Annotated in this window: 21 protein-coding genes; 10 read left to right on the top strand and 11 right to left on the bottom strand. The window is 68.0% G+C overall.

Going from position 1 to position 21816, the window contains the following annotated elements; translation table 11 throughout:
- Positions 1-211: 211 nt before the first annotated feature.
- Entirely contained in the window at positions 212-793 is a 582-nt protein-coding gene (locus tag DIZ26_RS30725) for a dihydrofolate reductase family protein (RefSeq protein ID WP_112247920.1), read from the top strand.
- Between the two features lie 215 nt (positions 794-1008).
- Here DIZ26_RS30725 and DIZ26_RS30720 read toward each other — a convergent pair whose 3' ends face one another.
- Positions 1009-1746, bottom strand: a complete 738-nt coding sequence (locus DIZ26_RS30720; RefSeq protein ID WP_232828731.1) for a response regulator — start codon at positions 1744-1746, stop codon at positions 1009-1011.
- Entirely contained in the window at positions 1743-3050 is a 1308-nt protein-coding gene (locus DIZ26_RS30715; protein WP_232828717.1) for a sensor histidine kinase, read from the bottom strand. Before DIZ26_RS30715 ends, DIZ26_RS30720 begins: the two co-directional genes overlap by 4 nt.
- A 240-nt stretch (positions 3051-3290) precedes the next feature.
- On the opposite strand from DIZ26_RS30715, the gene DIZ26_RS30710 reads away from it, so the two are divergent.
- Together DIZ26_RS30710 and DIZ26_RS30705 are read left to right on the top strand one after the other, a co-directional pair.
- A complete protein-coding gene (locus tag DIZ26_RS30710; protein WP_112247918.1) occupies positions 3291-4007 on the top strand; it encodes a M15 family metallopeptidase in 717 nt (238 codons plus the stop codon).
- 137 nt (positions 4008-4144) lie between these two features.
- Positions 4145-4555, top strand: coding sequence for a hypothetical protein (locus DIZ26_RS30705; protein WP_112247917.1), 411 nt, complete (start codon positions 4145-4147; stop codon positions 4553-4555).
- 85 nt (positions 4556-4640) lie between these two features.
- On the opposite strand, the gene DIZ26_RS30700 is transcribed toward DIZ26_RS30705, so the two are convergent.
- A complete protein-coding gene (locus tag DIZ26_RS30700; RefSeq protein ID WP_112247916.1) occupies positions 4641-5027 on the bottom strand; it encodes a pilus assembly protein CpaE in 387 nt (128 codons plus the stop codon).
- Between the two features lie 34 nt (positions 5028-5061).
- Positions 5062-6489: an MFS transporter gene (locus tag DIZ26_RS30695; RefSeq protein WP_112247915.1), complete on the bottom strand. Its 1428-nt coding sequence runs from the start codon at positions 6487-6489 to the stop codon at positions 5062-5064.
- A gap of 101 nt (positions 6490-6590) precedes the next feature.
- Here DIZ26_RS30695 and DIZ26_RS30690 point away from each other — a divergent pair, with 101 nt between their 5' ends.
- The gene (locus DIZ26_RS30690) at positions 6591-7439 is read left to right on the top strand and encodes a helix-turn-helix transcriptional regulator (protein WP_112247914.1); all 849 of its coding nucleotides are present in this window, start codon (positions 6591-6593) and stop codon (positions 7437-7439) included.
- Position 7440: 1 nt separating this feature from the next.
- Here the strand turns inward: DIZ26_RS30690 and DIZ26_RS30685 are convergent, their stop codons facing one another.
- Entirely contained in the window at positions 7441-8139 is a 699-nt protein-coding gene (locus DIZ26_RS30685; protein ID WP_112247913.1) for a YqeB family protein, read from the bottom strand.
- A gap of 158 nt (positions 8140-8297) precedes the next feature.
- On the opposite strand from DIZ26_RS30685, the gene DIZ26_RS30680 reads away from it, so the two are divergent.
- The 3 genes from DIZ26_RS30680 to DIZ26_RS30670 all read left to right on the top strand — a co-directional run bounded on the left by DIZ26_RS30680 (position 8298) and on the right by DIZ26_RS30670 (position 11603).
- Entirely contained in the window at positions 8298-9311 is a 1014-nt protein-coding gene (locus tag DIZ26_RS30680; RefSeq protein ID WP_112247912.1) for an ornithine cyclodeaminase family protein, read from the top strand.
- A 1-nt stretch (position 9312) separates the two neighbouring features.
- Positions 9313-10707 (top strand): aromatic amino acid lyase, encoded by a 1395-nt coding sequence (locus tag DIZ26_RS30675; protein ID WP_112247910.1) that lies wholly within the window; start codon positions 9313-9315, stop codon positions 10705-10707.
- Between the two features lie 86 nt (positions 10708-10793).
- Positions 10794-11603, top strand: coding sequence for a DUF2382 domain-containing protein (locus DIZ26_RS30670; RefSeq protein WP_112247908.1), 810 nt, complete (start codon positions 10794-10796; stop codon positions 11601-11603).
- Between the two features lie 117 nt (positions 11604-11720).
- Here the strand turns inward: DIZ26_RS30670 and DIZ26_RS30665 are convergent, their stop codons facing one another.
- Together DIZ26_RS30665 and DIZ26_RS30660 are read right to left on the bottom strand one after the other, a co-directional pair.
- A complete protein-coding gene (locus tag DIZ26_RS30665; protein ID WP_112247906.1) occupies positions 11721-12986 on the bottom strand; it encodes a glucarate dehydratase family protein in 1266 nt (421 codons plus the stop codon).
- Entirely contained in the window at positions 12983-13867 is an 885-nt protein-coding gene (locus tag DIZ26_RS30660; protein ID WP_112247904.1) for a 5-dehydro-4-deoxyglucarate dehydratase, read from the bottom strand. The genes DIZ26_RS30665 and DIZ26_RS30660 overlap by 4 nt, the downstream gene beginning before the upstream one ends.
- Before the next feature lie 136 nt (positions 13868-14003).
- On the opposite strand from DIZ26_RS30660, the gene DIZ26_RS30655 reads away from it, so the two are divergent.
- A complete protein-coding gene (locus DIZ26_RS30655) occupies positions 14004-14621 on the top strand; it encodes an FMN-binding negative transcriptional regulator (RefSeq protein ID WP_112247903.1) in 618 nt (205 codons plus the stop codon).
- A gap of 25 nt (positions 14622-14646) precedes the next feature.
- Here the strand turns inward: DIZ26_RS30655 and DIZ26_RS30650 are convergent, their stop codons facing one another.
- The 3 genes from DIZ26_RS30650 to DIZ26_RS30640 all read right to left on the bottom strand — a co-directional run bounded on the left by DIZ26_RS30650 (position 14647) and on the right by DIZ26_RS30640 (position 18286).
- Positions 14647-15261 (bottom strand): hypothetical protein, encoded by a 615-nt coding sequence (locus DIZ26_RS30650; protein ID WP_157979855.1) that lies wholly within the window; start codon positions 15259-15261, stop codon positions 14647-14649.
- 214 nt (positions 15262-15475) lie between these two features.
- Entirely contained in the window at positions 15476-16600 is a 1125-nt protein-coding gene (locus tag DIZ26_RS30645; protein WP_232828716.1) for an NAD(P)/FAD-dependent oxidoreductase, read from the bottom strand.
- A 138-nt stretch (positions 16601-16738) separates the two neighbouring features.
- On the bottom strand, positions 16739-18286 hold the full coding sequence (locus tag DIZ26_RS30640) for an aldehyde dehydrogenase family protein (RefSeq protein WP_112247897.1): 1548 nt from the start codon (positions 18284-18286) through the stop codon (positions 16739-16741).
- Between the two features lie 163 nt (positions 18287-18449).
- On the opposite strand from DIZ26_RS30640, the gene DIZ26_RS30635 reads away from it, so the two are divergent.
- Both DIZ26_RS30635 and DIZ26_RS30630 read left to right on the top strand, forming a co-directional pair.
- Positions 18450-19064: a hypothetical protein gene (locus tag DIZ26_RS30635; RefSeq protein ID WP_112247895.1), complete on the top strand. Its 615-nt coding sequence runs from the start codon at positions 18450-18452 to the stop codon at positions 19062-19064.
- 67 nt (positions 19065-19131) lie between these two features.
- Entirely contained in the window at positions 19132-19617 is a 486-nt protein-coding gene (locus DIZ26_RS30630; RefSeq protein ID WP_112247893.1) for a DnaJ family domain-containing protein, read from the top strand.
- 31 nt (positions 19618-19648) lie between these two features.
- On the opposite strand, the gene DIZ26_RS30625 is transcribed toward DIZ26_RS30630, so the two are convergent.
- Entirely contained in the window at positions 19649-21757 is a 2109-nt protein-coding gene (locus DIZ26_RS30625) for a thiamine pyrophosphate-dependent enzyme (RefSeq protein WP_112247891.1), read from the bottom strand.
- Positions 21758-21816 lie beyond the last annotated feature (59 nt).

Here is a 21816-nt window from a genome sequence, read left to right as displayed (position 1 = left end):
ACCAGCCTGAGCCGTCCGGTGCCTGCGAACCGGGAAGACCGGACCGCGATATCACCAGATCTGACGACGACGACCGAGGGGCGGATCGGCAACGCTCGTCGCAGGCTACCGGGCCGACAGGCCCACCCAGGCAGGAGGAGTGTGATGCGCACGCTGCGATACGTGCCGGCCTGATCCACCAGAAAACCCCTGGAACAAGGAGAAAAACACCATGCGAAACCTCAAGATCGTCGAGCACATGTCGCTGGACGGCGTGATTCAGAACACCGCGGACGGCGACGACTTTCCGTACGTCGACTGGACGGCGCCCTATCGGAGTGCCGAGGCCGGCGCCGCCGTGTTCGAGGGCCACGGCGACAGGTTCGATCTGCTCCTCGGCCGTCTCACCTACGATCTCTGGACGGAGATCTTCCCGCAGATGCCGAGCAACCCGGTCGCGGACCGCATCAACGCGGCCACGAAGTACGTCGTCACCAACCGCCCGGAAAGCCTCGAATGGGGCCCGGTGGAGAGCGTCGGCAGCGACATCGTCGACGGCGTCCGACGCATCAAAGGCACCTCCGGCCCGAACCTCGTCCTCTCGGGCAGCTCCACCCTCACCACCACCCTGCTCGAACACGGCCTCGCCGACGAGATCTTGCTGATCACCTACCCGGTCCTGATGGGCACCGGCAAACGCCTCTTCGCCGAAGGAACCCCCGGCCAGACCTACGACCTGGCCGACACCAAAGCCCTCCCCTCCGGCCTCATCCTCACCACCTACAAACCCACCGGCCCCCTCAAGCCGACCTGACCGACGGCGCTCATCTCGTACGAGGAACGGTTGTCATTCCTAGGGATGAGGGGGGAACCGTTCCTGGGGAGGATGGGTGGGCGGGATTCGCGAGGCACGCTTGACGATATGACCGGGGACTTCTTGCCGCAGCGCCGTCAGGCGTCGATTCGTGTTCAGTTGTTGGCTGTCGGATTGATCATCGCCGCGGCCGTGGGGGCTGTCTACGCGTTGACTTAGGCGTCCCAGTTGACGTCGGCTTCGCCGGGGCGGACCACGCCGGCTTCGTAGGCGACGACGACGGCCTGGACCCGGCTGGACAGGCCGAGCTTCGAGAGAACGTTGCTGACGTGGGTTTTCACCGTCGTTTCGCTCACGAACAGCTTCGTCGCGAGGTCGCGGTTCGACAGGCCGCGGGCCATCCAGACGAGGATCTCCCGTTCGCGATCGCTCAACTGGCTCAGTGCTCCGGCCCACCGCGCGTCCGGGGCCGCCGTCGGCGCCGGCTCGTCGCCGCCCACTCGTCGCTCCAGCTCGACACAACGCTCCAGCAGTACCCGCGTCGACGCCGGGTCGACCAGCGAGTCGCCGCGATGCACGGCCCGTACCGCAGAAACCAGCAGATCCGGATCGGTGTCCTTCAGCAAGAACCCGGAAGCCCCCGCCCGTACGGCGCTCAGCACGTAGGCCTCGTCGTCGAAAGTCGTCAGCACCAGTACGGCGGGCCGGCTGCGGCCGGACTCCTTGCTCGCGCGGGTGATCCGTTCGGTAGCGACCAGGCCGTCCATCACCGGCATCCGGATGTCCATCAGTACGACGTCGGGGTCGTACTGCTCGATCATCCGGAGAGCTTCCTCGCCGTCGCCGGCCTGCGCGACCGTGGTGAGGTCCGGTTCGTGATCCAGGATCATCGCCAGCCCCATCCGGATCACGCCCTGGTCGTCGGCGACCAGGACCCGGATCTGTTCCGTCACCTCTGCGGCGGCAACCATGCCTGCACTCTCCATCCACCCAGTGGTCCGGCGGCCAGGGCGAGGGTGCCACCGACCGCGTTCGCTCGTTCGCGCATTCCGATCAAACCGTTGCCCCGCCCGCTCTCGTTCCGCCGGGCGGTCTCCAGCGCGTTCACCGGCGGCGGTCCGCCGGTGCCGTTGTCGTCGATGGTGAGTAGTTCACCCTGCGGCCCGCTCTGCCAGCTGACCTGGGCCGCGGTGGCCTTGGCGTGCACCATCACATTGGTGAGCGCTTCCTGAATGATCCGTACTGCGGTCAGGTCGGTCGCCGAGGCCAGTTGCCTGCGGGTCGGCAGGTCCATCGTCACCTCGACACCGACCGCCTTCAGCCGCTCACCCATCCGGGTGACGTCCGACAGATCCGGCACCGGCGCGGTCTCGGCGCCGCCGCCGGACGACGCGGTGTTCAAGACCCGGACGGTCTCCCGCATCGCGGTCAGCGCTTCCTTGCCGCTGGCAATGATCCAGCGGATCGCCTCGCGCAGCGCCTCGGGGTTGCGGTCCGCCACCCGGTCGGCGGCCTGGGCGCGGATCACCACCGCGCTCATGTGGTGCGAGACGACATCGTGCAGGTCGCGGGCGATCCGGGTTCGTTCGGCGGCCGCGGCCCGCTCGGCCTCGATCGCCCGGAGGCGGACCAGGGCGGCGTTGCGCTGCTCGAGAACCAGCATCGTCTTGCGGCGGCGCAGCGCGTTGGCGCCGAGCAGCACCATGCCGCAGATCAACGCCTCGGCGAAGACGAACAGAGACACGTCGATGTAGCTGTACAAACTGGAAATGTCGGTCGGAAGAGTCTTGTACCGCGGGCCGTACCGGGTGATGTCCGGCCGGTTGCTCAGCACGATGGCGACCACCGCGGGCAGGCAGATCATCAACGCGAACAGACTGCCCATGGTGAAGAACAAGGTGGTGAACCGGCGTACCCCGCTCGACGCGGCGAGGTAGCCGACCACCAGCAAGGGGACGAGGTGCAGCTCGGACTGCAGCGCCGCGTCGCTGATCGCCGGCGCCCGGAAGATGTCGAGCCCGATCTGCTCGGCGAGCCCGGTCTCTGCAGCCGCGTAGAACAGGGGATACAGCACGGAGACGACCAGCAAGGTGACCCGGGGGAGTCGCCGTACGAGGGCCACGGTGAAGACCAGGAAGATCCCGGTGACCACGGAGACACTCGGATTGGCCGGGCGTAACCCGCTGCCGTTGATCAGGGCGAGGCCGAAGAACCAGCCGATGCCGATGACCGCCGCGAGCAGCACATCTTGCTGCACGGACGGTAACCGTCGCCAGAAGTTCAACACCCGGATGCCTCTCGACGGCTCGCTCGACGCAATTACTTGCTCAGAGTAGTCGCGCGCGCCAATCGCCGGTTCCTGCGCCCGGACGGCTGCCGACTCCAACTTTCGGAGGAGCCCCGGCGTCCGACCCCATACCCAGGTCCGACTTCCGGCCGCTGAGGACGGTCCCTGGGGCCGATGTGGTGACCGTGCTGAACCGAGAGGCTGTACCCCATGACCCACGAGCTGCCGCCGCGCCGTACGAACCGGGCGCGAACCCGGTTGCTGTCCGTGACCGGTCTGGTCGTGGTCGCGCTCGCGGTCGGATCGCTGCTGGTGTGGCACGCCCAGCTAAGCGAGTTGCTCGACCTCGACTCCGCCGCGGACAAACACCCGGTCGTCGCCGGTTCCGGTGCCACCGGCAACAAACCGCCGGTGACCGAGACCAGCGCGACGCTGCCGCCCGACGGCGAGCCGACGAAAGCTCCCACCACCCCATCGAAGAGCAATCCCACCGCGGACCCGACCAAATCGGTGCAGACCACCGGCCCGGTGTACGCCGAGGAGAGCGATCTCGGGCTGACCCCGAAGATGAGGTCACGGCTGCGCAAGGCGACGGCTGCTGCCAAGGCGGACGGGATCACGATCAGCATCACGTCCGCCCGGCGCAGCGTCGCCAAGCAGAAACAGTTGCTGAAGGCAGCGATCGCGAAGTACGGCTCGTACCGCGAGGCGATCCGCTGGGTGCTGCCGCCGGAGAAGTCCGCGCACGTGAAGGGCAAGGCGGTCGACATCGGGCCGCGGAGCGCGATGACGTGGCTGGAGAAGAACGGCTGGCGGTACGGGCTGTGCCGCCGCTACGACAACGAGCCCTGGCATTTCGAGGCGCTCACCACCCCGGGCAAGCGATGCCCGGCGCTGCAGGTCAGCGGCGCCGCCGAGGCCGGCTGACCCGTGGTCACGATCGCCGAGCACGACCAGAGCCGCCCCGTCCGCGAGGACGGCGCCCACCGAGACGACGGCGCCCACCGAGACGACCGCGTCGACCGAGACGACATCTGCCAGACGAGAACGAGGAGCGCAAAGCGATGACGACCTATGCCCCGATGATCACCCGTGGTTCCACCCGGTCACGCCGGCCCGTAGTACCGGCGTTGTGGCGGCAGGTCGTGCGGGGTGCGTCTCTCGACCACAGCGCTTCGAAGGGGGACGATCGAAGCGTGCACCCCGGAGCGATCGAGCCCGACCGGTCGGCATACACGCAGCTGGAGATCTACGAGGGCCTGCTGCGCGCCTTCGACCGGCGTACCGAGGTGCTCGACGCGATCGCGGACGCGCCCGACCGGGAGGCCGCCGTACTGCGGTTGCGCGAACTCCTCGATCTCACGCATCTGCAGGCGGCCGCGATCCTCGACACCCCGTTGCACCGGTTCGCCGCCGGCTCCCGGGAGCGGGTCGCCCACCGCGCCGCCGAGTTGCGTGCGGCCCTGATCCGCTGACCCATCAGGTGAGGCGGAGCCAGCCGGCCGAAGGCGCGACCGCCGTCGACGACGACCGCACCATCCTCCGAGGAGGCCTTCGTCGTCAGCCGTTGAGGAGGTCGAGGAGAGCTTCGGCGTACGCCTGCTCGGCGTCGGCGGAGACGTACGTACCGTCCGTGGTCACCACCGCGAAGCCCTCCGGGACCGCCTCCATCCGCTGGAACCGCGCACCGAGCAACGCGCGCAGCTGTTCCTCGCGTGGCAACCAGATCACCTCGCGCTGCTCGATGCTGTCGAGCGCCCATTCGGTGGTCCCGTTGAAGCCGATCACCTTGCCGCCGGGATAGTCGTGCACCTCGACGGTCATGTCGCTGACCACGAACACGTCGTCGTCCATCTCCCGGTCGGGTACCACGAACCGGTCCCCGGCGCTCGGCACCCAGAGCGCCCCGGCCTTGCGCAACCGCCTCGCCTGCTCAACCGTGATCACTCTTCCATCCTCCCCACCCACTCCAAGTCCTGCATCAACCGGCGAGTTCGGCCCGGGTCGCCAGGGTCGCGGTCAGACCGATGAGGACGGCGATCGCGGCGATCGTTCCGGCCAGCGCGCCACCGGATCCGTGCAGGGGACCGGTCAGCGACAGGAACACCGTGCCGATCAGCGCGGCCCCGACCGCGAGCGACGCCTGCTGGATCGTCACCATCAGGCCGCTTCCGACACCCGCGAACTCAGCCGGTACGCCGGACAGCACAACGCGGAACATCACCGGGATCTGGGAGCCGGTGCCGAAGCCGCACAGCGCCATCCCCGGCAGGAGCATGAGCGGTGTCAGGTGCTCCCACTCACGCAGTACGACAGCCGCCAGTACTGCGAGTCCCGCGATCTGTGTGAGCCCGCCGCCGACCAGTACCCGGGTGCCGAAGCGGTTGACCAGGCGCGGGCCGACCAGCGAGGCAGTCAGATGGCAGACCGCCAGCGGCGCCAACGCGAGCCCGGCCTGAACAGGGCCCAGGTGAAGTCCTTGCTGCAGCGCGATCGCGAAGACGAACATGAACCCACCGAACCCGATCGAGAACGGCACGAGCAGCACAAGCCCGGTCCGTACTGCGGGGACGCTGAGCAGCCTGGTCGGCAAGAGCGGAAGGACTCCTCTGAGCTCCTTAGCCCGCTCGACCCGCAAGAGGGCGTATGCCGCTGCAGGTACCGCCGCCAGACTCAGCCAGGACCAGATCGGCCAGCCGGCCGCGCGGCCTTCGCTCAACGGGATCAGCAGCAGGACCAGCAACAGGCTGAGCAAGATCGTTCCGGCCCGATCGATCGGAGCCGGCTCGGCCGCGCGCGTAGCGGGCACCGTGCGGGAAGCGAGCAGCAGGGTCAGTAGGCCGACCGGCACATTGACCAGGAAGACCGTGCGCCAGCCGAGGCCCGCGAAGTCGGCGGCGACCAGCAGGCCACCGAGCACCTGGCCGATCACCATCGCCAGGCCGGCGACCGCGCCGTACAGGCCGACGGCCCGGTTCCGGCGGTCGGCGGTGGTGGCCGTCTGGATGGTCGCGAGGACCTGCGGGTTGAGCAGCGCGGCCGAGGCGCCCTGGGCGATCCGGGCGACGACGAGCAGCAGCGCGGTCGGCGCGAGACCGCAGGCCAGCGAGGTCAGGATGAAGGCGGACAAGGCGATCAGCAGCATGCGCCGCCGGCCGAGGGCGTCGCCGAGTCGGCCGCCGACGACCAGCAGGACGGCGTACGCGACGCCGTAGCCGGCGATGACGAGTTCGAGCAGAGCCGGGCCGGCGGCGAGATCGGTGTCGATCGCGGGGAGGGCCACGTTGACGATGAAGAAGTCGAGGATCGGCAGCGCCCCGGACAGCAGCAGGGCCAGCAGGCCGAGCCCACTCAGGTGACCGGTCGCCGCGGAGGCGGGCCGGGTGGTCACTTCCAACTGTGTGGTCATGGATACCACCCTCAAGCGGGGCTCAGCCTGGTACCAGAGTCTCCTTATCCTGGTACAAATTGCACCTGGTACCAGTTTGAGTGCGATGCCATCCTGGTGTCATGGACGCAAGCGACAGCCCTCGCCGGGACGAGTTGGCCAGCTTCCTGCGCAGCCGGCGCGAGCGCCTCACGCCCGAGGACGTCGGTCTGCCGGTCGGCCGCAGACGCCGTACGCCGGGGTTGCGGCGTGAGGAGGTCGCGCAGCTCGCCGCCATCGGGGTGACTTGGTACACCTGGCTGGAGCAGGCGCGCGACATCCAGGTCTCGGCCGAGGTGCTCGACGCGATCGCCCGGACGTTGCGGCTGGACCGGTCCGAACGCAACCACCTGTTCAGCCTGGCCGGGTCGATCGATCCGACGCCGGCGAACAGCTACAGCCCGGTCAGCGAAGCGATCCGGTTGATGATCGACCAGCTCGACCCGTTCCCGTCCAGCGTGCAGAACAATCGCTTCGACGTGCTCGCCTACAACCGCAGCTTCGAGCGGCTGTTCTGCGATCTCGATGCGGTACCGGCCGAGGACCGCAACATGATCTGGCTGGCGTTCACCCACGAGCAGGTGCGGGCGACGATGGGCGATCTCGATCTGACCCTGCGGCTGATGACGGCGAAGTTCCGCGCGTCGATGACCGCGAACCTCGGCGAGCCGGCCTGGAAAGCCTTGCTGAACAGGCTGCAGACCGAATCCGCCGAATTCCGCGAACTCTGGGAACGCCACGAGGTGATGACCCCGACCACCGCCCGCAAGCACTACCGGCACCGCGAGGTCGGCGACCTGCACCTACTGGCCAGCAACCTCTGGTTCGAGCCCAACCCCGCCAGCCCCCACATCGTCACCTACTCCCCGTCCGACGAAGCCACCGCCGCCAAATTGCCCCAGTTGGTCCGCGAACCGTTGCCGGCCCTCTGATTCACGCGGCGACCCGCCAGTACTGGTTCTTGTTCCTGTCCCGTACGACGTAGCCGAGCTTGCCGAGTTCTTCGCGGAGTTCCCGCAGATCAGCCTTGCCCTTGTCACCCTGATCGAACGCCTTCGACCTCGCACGCAGGACGGCGTTGACCGTGGGCGGCAGGTCGGGGTCGTCCTCCACCCAGCGCCGGAACTTCTCGCCGTGCGGATCGCCCGCTTCCGACCACGGATATCCGTGCCGGCGAAACGCCCCCGGGATCTGCCGCGCATCGGACTTCAACTGATCGTGCCGTTCCCGAGCGAGCTCCCGCGACGAAGCGTCCTGGACGACGATCTCCCGGCCGTCCAGAAAAACCACGGCCACCTGCTCACGCCGTACCCGAACAGTCTGCTGGTTCTTCAAGAACTCGATTCCGCTGTTCGTGATCGTCACCTTGAGCGTGTCCTCCAACGCCATTCCGGCAAGCAGCACACCCGCGATCGAACCTGCCGCCGTACAAGCGATCACCGCCCACCAGCTGTCCCACGACGCGATCAGCTCGAGCGGACGCAGGAACGGGACCCACTTCTGCCCGGCGCCCCACTCAGCGATCAACGGCAAGAAGAATCCGAGCGCCGCCCCGGCCAGCGGCAGCCCGCCGAACAGCACCGCCTTGTCGGACGTCGAGTGCCCGATCACTGTCGCGGTGTCGGTGGTCATGGCTTGCTCCTTCTCGTCTGTCCGGCGAACGTAACAGCGCGAGCAGCCCCGATCTGCGGTCGCGATCGAGCGCGATACCGAAGTCGGCGCGGCGGGCCCCGAAAGAGACGAAAGTCGCTGCTGGCACGATGCTGGGAGGCGACTAGGGCGGAGGGTTGATGGCTGAGGGCATTTGGTTGAGGTTCTTGTCCGGGCCGGAGATCGACTCGCTCGGGCTAAGCCGGACGGAGATCGTCGATGCGGTGGAGGCGGCCGTCCGCGATCACGGGGAGGGCGAGACGAGTTTCGAGCCGCGGGTGCATCTGCAACCGGACAACGGCGGGATCGGGCACTTCAACGTACTGCGCGGTCATCTGAACCGCCTCGGCGAGCACGGTGTCAGCGGCGTGAAGGTGGTCGGCGACTTCGTTCCCAACTACAAGGTCGGGCTTCCGAGTGAGCTGGCGATGGCCACCCTGTTCGATCCGACCACCGGCATCCCGCTGGCCGTGCTCGACGCCACGATGATCACGGCTGCGCGGACCGGCGCGATGACCACGGTCGGCGCGCGGCACCTCGCCCGCCGGGACAGCAAGATCCTGGGCCACGCGGGATCCCGCGGTACGGCGTGGTGGAACGTCACCATGCTCGACGATCTCTTCGACCTCGACGAGATCCGGGTGACCTCGCGGCGGCCTGAGTCGCGGGAGAAGTTCGCGGCAGAGCTGTCCGCCGAACTGTCCACGCCGGTTCGCGTGGTCGCGACCGCCGAGGAGGCCTTCGACGGCGCCGACGTGATCGTCGAGGCGACCCGGCTGACCGAGCCGAAGCCCTTGTTGCGAACAGCTGCGGTCAAATCAGGCGCCTTCGTGGTGCCGTACGGGACGGTCAGTGCTGTCGAGCTGGACCTGCTCGACGTGATGGACAAGGTCGTCGTGGACGACTGGCGCGAGGCGCAGTCCGGCCGTTTCGGGGCACTGCGCCGCCACGTCGACACCGGCCGGCTCTCACCGGACACCCTGTACGCCGAACTCGGGCAGATCGTCGCGGGCCAGAAGCCTGGCCGCGAGAACGATGCCGAGCGCAACCTCTTCTGGCATCGCGGGCTTTCCTTGCTGGACGTGGCGATCGCCCACCTGATCCTGCGCCGGGCCGAGGCCGCGGACGTCGGCACGATGCTCAGATTCCACTGACATGCTGATCGACAAACCCGAAGACCTGACCCTGGACCGTACGCCGATCGAGCTCTCCCGCAACCTGATCGACCGCCTCAGCACCACCCGGTACGCCGTACTGTCGGCCTTGCGCGCCGGAGATGCCGTCTATGGGGTCAACACCGGGATGGGGGCCATGAGCAAGGTCCGACTGAGTGAGCCCGAACAGGCAGTCCACCAGCGTAATCTCTTGCTGGCCAGGGCGGTCGGCGGCCCACCCTGGCTGCCGGTCGACGAAGCGCGGGCCGTTGTCGTTGCTCGCTTGCGGACGTTTCTCAGCGGCGACGCGGGAGTGTCCGCCGAACTGTGCCTTCAACTGGTTGAACTCCTCAACAGCGGTGTCGTTCCCGCGATCCCCGTCGAGGGTGCTGGTTCGGCGGGGGAGATCATCCCGTTGGCGCATGCCTTCGGGCCGCTGGTGGGGATCGGAACCGTCCTCACCGACGAGGGCGCGGTCGCGGCTCCGCCGACCTCCTTCCAGCTCGGTCCGAAAGAGGGAATCTCCCTGCTGGCAGGGATTCCGGGAGCCAGCGGACGGGCATGGTTGCAGCTGTCCCAGGTGGCGAAGCTGCTCGAGTACCAGCGCTTCGCTGCAGCTACCGGGATTGCCGTCATCGGCGCCAACCGGGATCCATACAATCCCTTGTGTGGAAGGGGCGACGACGTCCTGACCGCCGAGCTGGCCCGATTGCTGGAGCTCGCCGGACCCGAGGATGAACCGCGCTCGTTGCAGGCGCCTGTGTCGTTTCGGACAGCAGGGCAGGTGATCGCCAACGTCGAGCGGTCCGTCGCGCGCCTGGGGGAGGCGGTCGAGCGGGCACTTGCCGGCGTGACGGATTCGCCTGCCTTCCTCGACGGCGCCTTCGTTGGAACGGCTGGCTTCCACGGGATCGATCTTGCGGCGCATTGCGATCAACTGGTCGCGGCGCTCACGCACGCGGCGGAGGTGTCGGCTGCCCGGGTTCATCGGCTGCTCGATCCCGCGGTGACCGGTCTGCCGGCCCAGTTGGCTCACGAGCCTGGTCCACAGGCGGGGCTGGTCGCAGTACACAAGAAGGCTGTCGCGCTGGTGCATGCGATGCGACGGCTCTCGTTGCCGTCGGCAATTGGTTCGGTCGAGACCTCCAACGGACAAGAAGACGTGCAGTCCTTCAGCTGGGAGGCGGCGGGTGGATTGGCGGGTGCCGTCCGGCTCGCTCGTGAGGTGCTGGCGTGCGAAGTACTGACGGTCTTTCAAGCCTGTGCGCTGGCGAAGCGGCCTGTTTCGCTTGTATTGCAGGCGTTTCTCGATTCAGTGGCGACTGTCGTACCGCCGATCGAGGCGGATCGGCCGTTCGGGGTGGATCTGCACCGGTTGAGCGTGGAGCTGCTCTGATCACTGGTTGTTTGCCACCTGTCACTCCGGGTACCCGGCGGGAGAGACAGTTGCTGACGACAATCAGAACGGGGATGTGAGCACTGATGAGTACCGCGCAGGAGCTGGAACAGGCCATCGGCAAGGACGTTTACGATGTCGAGGGCCACAAGGTCGGCACGGTCGCCAACCTCTACGCCTCCGATCTGTCGGGGATGCCCGAGTGGGTGACGGTGCGGACAGGGCTGTTCGGGACCAAGGAATCCTTTGTCCCGTTGACCGGGGCGCACACCGAGCAGGACGGCCTGCACGTCGGGGCGCCGAAGGACCTGATCAAGGACGCGCCGCGGATCGACGACCAGGGCCACCTGTCGGAGGAAGAGGCGGCCGAGCTGTACCGGCACTACAACCTGCCTGCCGCGATGCCGGGCCGCGACCAGACCGGCCGCAACACGCAGAACCTGGCCGGCCAGGACACCGCGGTGCGGGGTCAGGGCATGCACGGTAAGGGCGATCAGGACCTTGCCGGCCAGGAGTCGATGGTTCGCTCCGAGGAACGGCTGCGGGCCGGTACGGAAACCGTCGAGACCGGTCGCGTCCGGCTGCGTAAGCACGTGGTCACGGAGGAACAGCAGATCACCGTGCCGGTCAGTCACGAAGAGGTCCATGTGACCCGCGAACCGATTGCCGAGGGCATGGATCGCGACGGCAAACTCGGCGGGACCGGCGAGATCGGCGAGGAGGACCGCGAGGTCGTCCTGCACGAGGAACGTCCCGTGGTCGCGAAGGAGACCGTCGCCGTCGAACGCGTCGGCCTGGAGACCGAAACGGTCCGCGAGGAACAGCAGATCAGCGACACGGTCCGCAAGGAGCAGATCGACGTCGAGGACGAGTCCGGCGGCAAACACCGCAAGTAAACACCCGGGGCCGCCGCCATCCATGCCCGGACGGCGGCGGCCCGCCCATCAACACCCTTCAGCGCTCTGCGGCAGTCGGCTGCACCAGGTCCTAGGTATAGGTGGACACTCCGTGCCTCACCATCGCGGGATCACCGGATCCCAGTCCGGTTGGATGGCTCGCATCGGAGTGATGTCGTCGCGGGTGTCGAACCCGCACTTCTCGTACTGCTCCGCGAGCCGCGCCAGTGAGTCCAGGTCCAGCTCGACCCCGAGACCAGGCCCGTCCGGCACAGCCACCGCACCATCGACGAACTCGAGCGCGCCCGGCTGTACTACGTCCTCCACCAGATACGGATAGTGCGTGTCGCAGTCGTAGGTGAGCTCAGGCGTCGCGCCCGCCAGGTGGGTCATCGCGGCGAGGCTGATGCCGAGGTGCGAGTTCGAGTGCATGGAAAGGCCGATCCCGAAGGTCCGGCAGATCGCGGCGAGGTCGCGGGACCGGCGCAGACCGCCCCAGAAGTGGTGATCCGACAGCACCACCTGGACCGCGTCGGCCAGTACGGCGGGCTTGAGGTGGCTGAAGGCGGTCACGCACATATTGGTTGCCAACGGCATCGAGACCTCGCGGGCGACCGCGGCCATCCCGTCGATACCAGCGGTCGGATCCTCCAGGTATTCCAGGACGCCGTCGAGCTTCTTGCCGATCGCGATGCTGGTCTCGACCGTCCAGCCTCCGTTGGGATCAAGTCGCAGTGGATGATCCGGGAACGCTGCCCTGAGGGCGAGGATCGCGTCGGCTTCTTCGTCCGGCGGTAGCACGCCGCCCTTGAGTTTGAGCGACTTGAAGCCGTAGCCGTCGACCATCCGGCGGGCTTGCGCAACGATGCCCTCGGCATCCATCGCCTCGCCCCAGTCGTCCGTCGGGTAGTCCGGCAAGGGACTGTGCGCGGCCGGTTTGAAGAACAGATAGCCGCTGTACGGCACGACGTCGCGGACCTTGCCGCCGAGCAGCTCGACCACAGGGCGACCTAGTGCCTTGCCCTGCAGGTCCCAGCAGGCGACCTCGAAGGCGGACAAGACGGTGGCGAGCGTCTTCTCGTCGCTTGCCTCGCCGACGAGGCCGTGAGTCGCGAGACCGGCGGCTCGGCCGAGCGTTTCGTCGATGATCCGCTCGAGACCGTTCAGGTCGTACGGATCGAGCCCTTGGAGTCGCGGCGCGACCTTGTGCAACGCGGTGAGGATCGCGAGGTCGCCGTACGTCTCACCGAGCCCCGTCAGTCCCTCATCCGTGTGCACCTGGAGGATCGAGCGCAGCGCGTACGGCTGGTGGATGCCCTGGATGTTGCGGAGCGGCGGGTCCTTCATCGCGACCGGGGTGATGACGATGTCGGTGAGCTTCATGCGACGGCCGCCTTCCGTACGACGGTCAGGCCGTGATCCAGGAGTTGGTCCAGTTCCTCCAGGTGCTCCGGCAGCGGGTCGGTGAGAGGCGAGCGGACGGATCCGACATCGGTGAACCGGCGCCGGACGGCTGCCTTGACCAGCGATACGGCGTACCCGGTGCCCTTGTCCCGCAGCTTGACCAGTGGCAGGTAGAACTCGGGCAGCAAAGCGTCGAGACCGCTCTCGTACGCATGCGCGATCTCCGGCGCGAAGCAGTGCACGGCCGACGAGTACGCACGTACGCCGATGGCCGCGTACGACCGGGCGGTGACCTCGGCCGTCGGAAGCCCGTTGAAATAGGTGAGCTCCGGTGCGACGGCCATGATCCGCTGGAGCAGATCCAGATCGCCGAGGCCGTCCTTGAATCCGATCACCTCCGGGATGGCTGCGAGGGCGGCGACGGTCTCGGGGGAGTAGATCGCGTTGTCGCGCTGGTAGGCGATCAGCGGCAAACCGGCCCGCGCCGCGAGCGCCTTGAAGTGGTCGAGCAGACCTTGCTGCGACGGCTTGATCAGGTACGGCGGTAGCACCAGCAACCCGTCGGCGCCGGCCTCCCGAGCAGCCGCGGCGAACTGGGCCGCCATCGCGGTTCCGTATCCCGTCCCGGCGAAAACCGGTAAGGCGCCCGCGGCTTCGGCCACCGCCGCGCGCACCGCGGCGGCGTACTCGTCGAGGGTGAGCGAGAAGAACTCGCCGGTCCCGCAACACGCGAAGATCGCGGCTGGGCCGGCATCGATCTGGTGCCGCAGATGCTGGCGGTACGGACCGAGGGCGAGGTTGCCGTCCGCGTCGAACGCGGTGACAGGGAAGGAGGACAGCCGATCGAGGTGCAAAGACAAGGTTCACCCCTTGCTGGGTGGCGGTCGCTCGCTCGATTGGCAAGCGCTTGCCAATCGAGGTTAGCAAAGCATCGCAGGCCGAGCTCCAGCTGTACCGGCCGCTCTGGGAACCCTGACCCGGCTGGATACTGGCCGTATGTACGTTCCTTCGCATTTCGCCGCGGACGACGCCGTGGTGCAGGATCTGCTGACCAATCACGGCGCGGCGAACCTGATCACCTCGACAACCGACGGCTTGCTGGCGACTTTCCTGCCTCTCGTGTACGACGCCGACGCGGGCGCTCTGCTGGGCCACGTCGCGCGGAACAACCCGCAATGGAAGACCCCGGTCCTCGGCGAAGCGCTCGCGATCGTCGCCGGTCCGGACGCCTACATCAGCCCGTCGTCGTACGCATCGAAGGCCGAGCACGGCCGGGTGGTCCCGACCTGGAACTACGTCACCGCGCACGTCTACGGCGACCTCGTCATCCACGACGACGTCGCGTGGCTGGATCACCTCGTCCGGCGCCTCACCACCAAGCACGAGTCCCGGCACGCCGCCCCGTGGTCCGTTGACGACGCACCCGCGGCTTATGTCGCCGGCCAACTCCGCGCCATCGTCGGCCTCGAACTCCGCATCACCCGCATCGAAGCCAAAGCCAAACTCTCCCAAAACCGCCCCACCGCCGACATCACCGGCGTAATAACCACCCTGGAAACCGACGGCGCCACCCCCACCGCCGACGCCATGCGCACAACCAACAACCTTCCTTGACCTGCGACGTACGGCGGTGCGTTGGTCAGGGGTGGTGGGGGTCTTGGTTCCAGTTGTCAGGGTCGCAGACTTCTGGGGGCCAGCCTTGCCGGCGGCAGTATTCGGCGAGGAGTTCTTCGCGGGTGGGTGGGTGGGACGGCGTCGTGGTGGGCGGCTTCTGGGTGGTGGTGGTCTTCGTGGGCTTCGGGGTGGTGCGCTCGGAGGTTTCGACCTTCTTCGTCGTCCGGGTCTTCCGCGGTAGCGGGGGGAGCGAACTCTTCTCGACCTTCGGCGGGGCCGAGCGCACCGTGGTCGGCGCCTGCGGAGTGGGGGTCGGCGTCGGCGTCGGGGTGCTGTCGTCGACGACACGGACGGCTTGGCTCTCCGGCTGTCCCGAGTCGAACAGGCCGATCGCGGACAACGCCCAGATGTTCAGCGCGAGGAACAACGCGATGCCGCCGGCGCCGGCGAAGACCGCCCGCCGCGACGGCCCGGCGTACCGGCCGATGGGTCCTCGGACCGGGTTGCCCTTGCCGTCGACCCAGAACTTCCAGCCGTCGGGCGCGGGCGGCCAGGCCGGATCCGGGCGCCACGTCTTCGGCGGCATCCAGCTACGACGAGGCGGCGTGGGCCAGTTTGGCGGTACTACGAACCGCTTCACGCATCCTCCACGTCGCCGAGAAACCCGACCCAGGTTAGTTGATCGCTCAGGACACCTTCACCCAGCGTCGCCCCGAACCGGAACATCAACCTGACACTGCCCTAACGAGCGGTACTGAGAAAAGCTACTTTCCAGCGACGGCCCGTCGGCGTGTCGCTGGCGCAGCGACGATGTCATGACTTATATCCACGGCCGCGACGAGATCGCTGAGCCGTCAGACGATGTTCTGCTCGGCGCGCAGCCCGGCGGTCCGGAACCGGGTGGCATGCAAGGGGGCGGTGTCGACGAACGGTGGCCGGTCGAGATACAGGTCGCGGACGATCTCGCCGACGGCGGGGCCCTGGAGGAAGCCGTGGCCGGAAAAGCCTGTGGCATAAAGGAATCGGCTCACCTCGGCGGCCTCGCCGATCAGAGCGTTGTGATCCGGCGTGTTCTCGTAGAGCCCGGCCCAGCCGCTCGCGAGACCGACGTCCAGCAACGACGGTGCCCGCTGCTCCATCGCGGCGGTGAGTCGTGGCAGCCAGGCCTCGGAGCGATCCAGGTGGAAGCCAGGCTGCTCCTCGGGATCGGACATGCCGACCAGCAGCCCTGGTCCTTCGGAGTGGAAGTAGAACGTGCTGCTGAAGTCGATCGTCATCGGCATCGCCGGCAGGTCCGGGATCGCTTCTGTCACGACGATCTGGCGACGCAGTGGTGTCACTGGCAGGTCCACGCCGACCATCGCGCCGATGCTCGCCGACCAAGCACCGGCGACGCAGATCACCGTCGACGTGCGGATGACGCCGCGGTCGGTCCGTACGCCGGCGATCTTGTTGCCTTGAGCATCGATGTCGGTGACCGTGCAGCCGGTGATCAAGGTTGCGCCGAGCCGGCGGGCCGCGGAGGCGTAGCCGAGTACGACCGATTCCGGCGTACAGTGCCCGTCGGACGGCGAGAAGCAGGCGCCCGCCAGGCCGTCCTGGGAGATGATCGGCGCGAGCGAGGCGGCCTCGTCGGGGGAGATCATCCGGGTCGGCTGGCCGGCCGCGTTCTGCAGTCGGGTGCTCTCCTCGAACAGGGCAACTTGGTCGGCGGTGGACAACAGGAACAGGTAGCCGACGCGGTGCAGGTCGATCTCCTGACCGGGTCGTTCGCCGAAGCGCGCGAAGGCCTCCAGGCTACGGGCGCCGAGCGCGATGTTGAGTTCGTCGGAGAAGTTCGCCCGTACGCCGCCGGCCGCCTTCGACGTCGAGCCCGAGCCGAGTTCGTGCTGCTCCAGGAGCACGATCCGCCGTACGCCGGCCTCGGCCAGGTGGAACGCGATACTGGTCCCCATCACCCCGCCGCCGACGATCACCACGTCGGCGGCGTCCGGCAGCGCAACCGGCCGGCGCGAAGAAGCACCCGGCCGGCGCGAGGCAGCAGCCGGAGTCGCCGCCGGTCCCGGGGTCGCCGCCGGTCCCGGGGGTCGTTCCCGGTTCCGGGGTCGCGGCGGTCATCAGTCGGGTAGCAGGAAGTCGTCGTCGGCCTCGACCGTGACGGTGTCCATCTGGGCCTTCTGGAGTTTGCCGGAGTAGTCCCAGTTCAGCGACTGCCAGCGGGTGAACTGGTCGAGCACCCAGATCCCGCTCTGCCGCGAACCGTTGCCCGACTTGCCGTTCCCGCCGAACGGCAGATGCGCCTCGGCACCCGACGTCGAGTTGTTCACACTCACCATCCCGGCCGAAATGCCCTGCGCGAACCGGAACGCCTTGTTCGGATCGGTGGTGTAGATCGAACTGGACAGCCCGTACCCCGACTTGTTGCCCAGAGCAATCGCTTCGTCGAGCGTCGAGTACGTCGTCACGCCGACGATCGGCCCGAACGTCTCGTTCAGGAACAGCTCGTCGTCCGGCCGGACGCCGTCCACGATCACCGGGTGGTAGAACAAGCCGGCCGACGGATCGCCGACGAATCCGTCCCGCGGGTTGTCCGCTCCGACCCGGCCGGTCGACCCGATCACCTGGTGGTGCGCCGCGATCCAGCCGAGCGATTTCTCGAAGCCGGCGGCGAACTTCTCGTCCAGCAGCGGGCCGAACAGTACGTCCTCGCGAGGATCTCCCATCGCCGCCTCGCGGACCGCCGTACCGAACTTCTCGATGAAGGAGTCGTGGATCGACTCGTGCACGATCACCGTTCCGAGCGAGGTACACCGCTGACCCGCAGTACCGAAGCCGGAGAACAGCGCGCCTTCGACAGCGAGGTCGAGGTCCGCGTCCTCGGTGATCACCATCGGGTTCTTGCCGCCGAGTTCGAGGCAGGGGGTCTGCAGGTGGCGGCCGCAGAGTTCGCCGATCCGGCTGCCGACCTCGCTCGAACCGGTGAAGCCGACCTTGTCGATCAGGCCGGCCGCGAGCGCCTGATCGAGTCCGGCGAAGGTGTCCGCGCCGTCGGCGTACACGACGTTGAGCACGCCCAACGGTACGCCTGCGTGGGCGAAGATCTCGTAGAACGCGTTCGAGACGACCGCGGAGTACTCCGCCGGCTTCCAGACGACCGTGTTGCCGCAGAGCAGGGCCGGGACGATGTACCACGACGGGACGGCGACCGGGAAGTTGCCGGCCGAGATCACCGCGACGGCGCCGACCGGGCGGCGGAAGGTGAACAGTTGCTTGTCCGGCATCTCCGACGGCACGGTCTGCCCGTAGAGGCGACGGCCTTCGCCGATGAAGAAGTCGCAGGTGTCGATGATCTCCTGCACCTCGCCCAGTGCCTCGGCGAGCGGTTTGCCGATCTCGCGGGTGACGAGCGCGGCGAGCCGGGTCTTGTTCGCCGTCATCAGCCGGCCGACGTTCGCGATCACCTGACCGCGTTGGGGTGCCGGCAGAGTGGCCCATCCGTACTGCGCTGTCTTGGCCGCCGCCGCTGCCCGGGCGAACACGTCGGCGCCGGCGGAGCCGATGAGGCCGACCACGTCGGCGGTGTTCGCCGGGTTGGTGGACGGGGTGGTCCGGATCGGGTCGGGAACCCGTTCTCCGGCGACGACGGACAGGATGACGGACGACACTGGTGGGTCCTCTCGATCGCAACATTCGGTCCGCCCAGCCTCCGCCACCACCTCACCCTTTGCCAACCCCCGCCCGCCGCCTCGAAGCCCGCAAAGCTGCAGGATGGGCAGGGAGTGGCGCGGGGTACTGGGTTGGGGTTGGTGGGCGTGTGAGCATTCAAGGGTGAGTGGTTTGGGGCTGACGGACGAAGAGATCCAGTCGATGACGGCGGCGGAGCGGCGGGAGCTGATCCGCCGGCTGGCTCCGGCGGCGACCGGGCTGATGCTGAGCCCGCGGACCATGCAGCGGATCCGGAAGTGGCGACTGGTGCTGCTGCTGTTCGCGGTGGCGGTGCTGATCCCGTGGACCGTCTACCTGGGCAACACCCTGCCGAGTCACTACGTGGCGCGGAACTGGGTCGCCACCTGGGTGGGCTTCGACATCCTGCTGCTGGCCATGCTGACGGTGACCGCGATCGCCGGTTGGCGACGGCGGCAGTTGTTGTTCCCGTTCGCCTTCGCGACCGGCGTCCTGCTGATCTGCGACGCGTGGTTCGACGTGATGACCAGCCAGCGCGGTGACGACCTGCTGCAGGCGATCCTCAGCGCGGTCCTGCTCGAACTACCGCTCGCCTTCGTCTTGATCGCCGGCCCGCTGCGCCTGATGCGGTACGTCGCGATCCGGCACGGCCTGGTCGATCCCGGCGTCCGGATGTGGCGGGTGCCGATCGCGATGCCCGAGCTCTGGCCCGACCGCACCGCTCCCGTCGTCGTGGTCGACCCCGATCCACCCTTGTGATTGCATTCACAAGCCACTAAACTCGGTTCGTACAAGCAACCATGTCGCCGGACACGGGAGGTTGGACATGACCGAGCGCAAGCCGCCCTCGATGAACGTCGACGACTGGGTCGAGGCGCAGATCCAGCGGGCCCAGAACGCCGGTGAGTTCGACGACCTCGACGGTGCGGGAAAGCCGCTCCCGAAACTGGCCGATCCGCACGACCCCGACTGGTGGGTCAAGGACTTCATGCGCCGGGAGAAGATCGAGGCCGATGTTCTGCTGCCGCCGACCGTGCTGCTGCGCAAGGAGAAGGCGCGGATCCGCGAGCACGTGCAGAAGATGCGGACCGAAGCCGAGGTCCGCGACTACCTGGCAGACCTGAACAAGCGGATCCTGGTCCAGGTCCGCGACGCCACCGGTCCGGTGATCCCGGTCGGCAAGACCGACGAGGACGCAGTACTGCGGCAGTGGCGCGAGGACCGCGACGCTCTGCAAACGCCCCAGCCCAAGCCCGCAGCCGAGCAGCAGCCGGCCCCGAAGCGCTCCTTCTGGCAACGCCTCTTCAGCTGACCGGGTTGCGTCCCGAAAGTGTGAGGATCCGCTAGTCGGCAAGGAGTTTGCGGGCCGCGGACTCGATGGTCTGTTCGCTGAGCAGAACCTGCCGGGCCGCGTCGCCCAGCGGGACGAAGGAGTCCTCGCTGCTCACCCGGGCCAGCCGTCCGGCGTACCCGGCGTCGATCAGTGCGGCCAGCACGCCCTCCGACACACCACCCGAGCGACGTGTTTCGTCGGCGACCAACACCCGCCCGGTAGCCGTTGCCTCACGCAACAAATCCTCCACCGGTAGCGGCGCGAGCCAGCGCAGGTCGACAACCCGTACGCCGGGCAGCCGGTCCGCCACCCGCAAGCTCATCGGGACGCCGTTGCCGAAGGTGACGATCGTGAGCCGGTCCCCGTCGCCGTACGTTCGGGCCTTCCCGATCGGCACATGCGCAGCCGGATACTCGGCCAGCCAGCGATCGTCACCGTCCTCGAGCAGATCACGCCGGTGGTACAGGGCGATCGGCTCGAGGAAGACGCAGACCGTCCCGTCGCTACGGGCCGCCGCCGCGCACGTGTGCAGCATGGCGGCCGCGTCGTCCGGACGAGAGGGTGACGCGATCACGATGCCCGGGATGTCCCGCAGTACGCCGATCGCGTCGTCGTTGTGGAAGTGGCCGCCGAACCCTTTCTGATAGCCGTATCCGGCGATCCGCAACACCATCGGATTGCTGTACTGCCCTTGCGAGAAGAACTTCAGCGACGCCGCCTCACCGCGCAACTGGTCCTCCGCGTTGTGCAGATAGGCGAGGTACTGCACCTCCGGAATCGGCAGCAACCCCGACACCCCGGCTCCGAGCCCCAGCCCGAGAATGGACTGTTCGTCCAGCAACGTGTCGAACACCCGCGCCGCCCCGAACGTCTTCTGCAGCCCGCGCGTAACGCCGTACACGCCGCCCTTGCGGCCGACATCCTCGCCGAACACCATCGCCTCCGGGTACGACGCCAGTACGTCGGCGAGCGCCCGGTTGATCGACTGGCTCAGCGTGAGCGGACCGCCTTGCTCGACGTGATGACCGGGCAGCGCCTTCGCGACCGTCGCGGCATCCGGATACCGCAGCGGCGCGGCGACGGCCGCTGCCGACTCGAGTTGCGGGAGCCCCGCGACCTCGCGAGCGATCCGCATCACCTCGGCACGCTTGTTCTCGTACAGCTCGACCACTTCGTCCGGCGTACAGCCCGAACCCATCAGCAGCCGGGCCGTGCCGAGCAACGGATCCAGCTCCTCCTCGGCCAGCAGTTCGGCCGGGGTGCGGTAGGCGGCCTCCACGTCCGACCCGGCGTGGCCCATCAGCCGGACAGTGCGGAGCCTGAGGAACGCGGGCCGGTGATTCCGGCGTACGAAGGTCGCGGCCTCGGTCGCCATCGTCAGGGTCGCGCCGAGATCGGTGCCGTCGGCATCGAAGTACCGCAGCCCCGGACGTTGCCCGTAAGCCTGTTTGATCCAGCCTTCCGGGGTACGCACGCTGATCCCGATCCCGTTGTCCTCGCAGACCAGCAGCAGCGGCATCGGCAGTCCCTGGTACGACGCGTGCAGGGCCGCGTTGATCGCGCCGGTCGCCGTCGAGTGGTTCGCCGAGGCGTCGCCGAAGCTGGTCACCACGACGGCATCCGCGGGCCACGGTGACGGTACGCCGAGTTTGGCCGCGCGCGCGATCGAGAAGGCGACGCCCATCGCCCGGGGCAGGTGCGACGCGATCGTCGAGGTCTGCGGAATGATCGCCAGGTCATGCCGCCCGAACACCTTGTGCCGCCCGCCCGCGATCGGTTCCGTCGTCGCGGCGGCGACACCGAGCAGAATGTCTCGGATGCCGTCGGGTGATCGATGTTGCGCCGCCCGGGCCAGGTAGAAGGCACCGGATCGGTAGTGCAGCAGGGCCGGATCGGTAGGCCGGAGCGCAGCGGCGACGGCCGCGTTCCCCTCGTGGCCGGCCGACCCGATCGTGTAGAAACCGAGCCCCTTGGACTGCAACCAGCGAGCGGCCAGATCAGCGTGCCGGCTGCCGAGCTGAGCGTCGTACAACTCCCGCAGTACGGCGGCGGGGTGGTCGCAGGGCGCGGGTTTGAGCGCGGCGACCCGCTCGGCGAACAACTCGTCGACCTGGCTCACTCGTCACAACCCGTCCTCGCCATGGCGACGAGCCTAATTCCCGAGGTACCGGGCCGTCA

It is taken from the genome of Kribbella monticola (assembly GCF_003261635.1).
GTDB lineage: Bacteria > Actinomycetota > Actinomycetes > Propionibacteriales > Kribbellaceae > Kribbella > Kribbella monticola.
Note: the sequence above shows the minus strand (reverse complement) of the source record. Positions and strands in the feature narration are given on the sequence as shown.

Excerpts from the sequence above, each read along its gene's own strand:
- DIZ26_RS30655 (WP_112247903.1), top strand. The coding sequence starts at position 14,004 with ATGTACGTTCCTTCGCATTTCGCCGCGGACGACGCCGTGGTGCAGGAT.
- DIZ26_RS30725 (WP_112247920.1), top strand. The coding sequence starts at position 212 with ATGCGAAACCTCAAGATCGTCGAGCACATGTCGCTGGACGGCGTGATT.
- DIZ26_RS30630 (WP_112247893.1), top strand. The coding sequence starts at position 19,132 with ATGACCGAGCGCAAGCCGCCCTCGATGAACGTCGACGACTGGGTCGAG.
- DIZ26_RS30680 (WP_112247912.1), top strand. The coding sequence starts at position 8,298 with ATGGCTGAGGGCATTTGGTTGAGGTTCTTGTCCGGGCCGGAGATCGAC.
- DIZ26_RS30710 (WP_112247918.1), top strand. The coding sequence starts at position 3,291 with ATGACCCACGAGCTGCCGCCGCGCCGTACGAACCGGGCGCGAACCCGG.
- DIZ26_RS30690 (WP_112247914.1), top strand. The coding sequence starts at position 6,591 with ATGGACGCAAGCGACAGCCCTCGCCGGGACGAGTTGGCCAGCTTCCTG.
- DIZ26_RS30705 (WP_112247917.1), top strand. The coding sequence starts at position 4,145 with ATGACGACCTATGCCCCGATGATCACCCGTGGTTCCACCCGGTCACGC.
- DIZ26_RS30685 (WP_112247913.1), bottom strand. The coding sequence starts at position 8,139 with ATGACCACCGACACCGCGACAGTGATCGGGCACTCGACGTCCGACAAG.
- DIZ26_RS30695 (WP_112247915.1), bottom strand. The coding sequence starts at position 6,489 with ATGACCACACAGTTGGAAGTGACCACCCGGCCCGCCTCCGCGGCGACC.
- DIZ26_RS30675 (WP_112247910.1), top strand. The coding sequence starts at position 9,313 with ATGCTGATCGACAAACCCGAAGACCTGACCCTGGACCGTACGCCGATC.
- DIZ26_RS30665 (WP_112247906.1), bottom strand. The coding sequence starts at position 12,986 with ATGAAGCTCACCGACATCGTCATCACCCCGGTCGCGATGAAGGACCCG.
- DIZ26_RS30670 (WP_112247908.1), top strand. The coding sequence starts at position 10,794 with ATGAGTACCGCGCAGGAGCTGGAACAGGCCATCGGCAAGGACGTTTAC.